The following is a 1,612-nucleotide window of genomic DNA, read 5'->3' on the forward strand; positions in this document are numbered from 1 at the left end:
TCTACATCTACGACGGTTTGACCGATAGAGATGTGCAGCGGGCGTTGAACGAGGAGTTCGAGCGCGTGGACAACATGATGTTTATCCGCACCCGTCAGACGGATGCCCAGGGGGCGGTCAAGCGCGATGAGGACACCGGCGAAGTCGAGTATGAGGACGACGGCTGTTGATCAGGTAGCGAGACTTGCTTGGCTTCGCTCCAATCAGCGGACCCGCAGTAGAGGTTCCAATGAGAAGGACGAGGACCCCCTCATGACGCCACTGCACTTTCGCGCCGTCTTGGTCGCCGTGACGCTCTTGGCCGGGACCGGCCCCACGCCGGCCACCGAGCAGGTGGCTTCAGCGGGTGCGGAGCTGTCCGGCGCCGAGCGCCAGCGGGAGCTGGCCAAGCTCATGCAGATCGTCGCCGCCCGCCAGCAGCCGTTACAAGACGCAGCTCTGACGCTGCGCCTGAATGGGAACCCACAGATCGGCGCCGCCGACGCCCGGTTGGTGATCGCGGAGTTCTCCAGTTATCGCTGCGGCTTCTGCCGGCGCCACTTTGTCGACACCATGCCCCGCATCGTGACGGACCTGATCGATCCGGGTGTTGTCCGCTACGTCTTCTTCGACTATGCGGGGCAGTCGTCGCATCCGCCTGATCGCGATGCCGCCGAAGCAACCCGCTGTGCAGCCGAGCAAGGGCGCTATTGGGCGATGCGCGAGCACCTGTTCCAGCAGGTTCGCACGCCGCTGCGGGAGCGCCTGCCGCCGCACGCCGTCGTGCCTGGCCTCGACCCAGATGCGCTGGCCGAGTGCACGGGCACGGATCAAACCGCGGCGGCCGTCTCCGGTGATCAGCGCCAGGCGCTGGCCCTCGGCGTTCGGGGCACACCGTCCTTCCTGATGGGCTATGCCAGCGAGGATGGCACCGAGGTCCGGATCGTCAAACGGATCGTTGGCGCCCAGCCGTATGCCGTCTTCGCCGAGGCTGTGGATGTGCTGCTCGGTGAGGCGCCCTAACAGGAGAGGGGATTGGGCGCGGGTGGCTGACCTGCAGGTGGTCATCCCAACGGTACTTTGTACTTCAACATTCGAACGAGGAGAGAACCATGCATAGATCCGTTGCTGCGACCGGTTTTTCCGGGCTCTGTTTGGCATCCGCACTGGTGGCAGGGCTCGCTGTCGCCGAGAACGAGACAGGGGCAACCTCAGGTCAGCAGCTCTTTGAATTCCATGGCTGCGTCAACTGTCACGGGGCTGGCGGCAAGGAGCCGGTCAGCAAGGTCGTCCCCGAGCTCGCCGGCAAGCCCGGCGACGAGCTGTACGACAAGGCCACAAAGATCCTCAGTGGTGAAGGCGGCAGCGAGGAGGCGAAGCTCATGCACGCTGCGTTCTACTCACCGGCGAGCTGCGATGCGCCGCCGACCGATGCCGACATCCAGATGATCACGGCGTGGCTGGCCACCCAGTAGGGCGGTCGGCGCGAGCGCCCCGTCTGGCGCTGTCGGTCTGGGCGTAGACAGCAGGCGACGGTGGTGCTCGCTCGACGTTCTAAGGTCTACCTCTTTTATGCCCGGCGCAAGACCGGGCTCATTTTTTTTGCAACCATCAGCAACTGGTCGGGCAGCCC

General features: G+C 64.7%; 2 protein-coding genes. Both read left to right on the forward strand.

Annotation, left to right across the window (positions count from 1 at the left end; genetic code table 11):
- Positions 1-252 precede the first annotated feature (252 nt).
- Positions 253-1,002: a DsbA family protein gene (locus I6U14_RS07990; RefSeq protein ID WP_296898301.1), complete on the forward strand. Its 750-nt coding sequence runs from the start codon at positions 253-255 to the stop codon at positions 1,000-1,002.
- Between the two features lie 89 nt (positions 1,003-1,091).
- Complete coding sequence (locus I6U14_RS07995; RefSeq protein ID WP_296898303.1) at positions 1,092-1,454, forward strand: c-type cytochrome; 363 nt, start codon at positions 1,092-1,094, stop codon at positions 1,452-1,454.
- Positions 1,455-1,612: the final 158 nt, after the last annotated feature.

It is taken from the genome of Thiohalocapsa sp. (assembly GCF_019695415.1).
Lineage (GTDB): Bacteria > Pseudomonadota > Gammaproteobacteria > Chromatiales > Chromatiaceae > Thiohalocapsa.

Excerpts from the sequence above, each read along its gene's own strand:
- I6U14_RS07990 (WP_296898301.1), top strand. The coding sequence starts at position 253 with ATGACGCCACTGCACTTTCGCGCCGTCTTGGTCGCCGTGACGCTCTTG.
- I6U14_RS07995 (WP_296898303.1), top strand. The coding sequence starts at position 1,092 with ATGCATAGATCCGTTGCTGCGACCGGTTTTTCCGGGCTCTGTTTGGCA.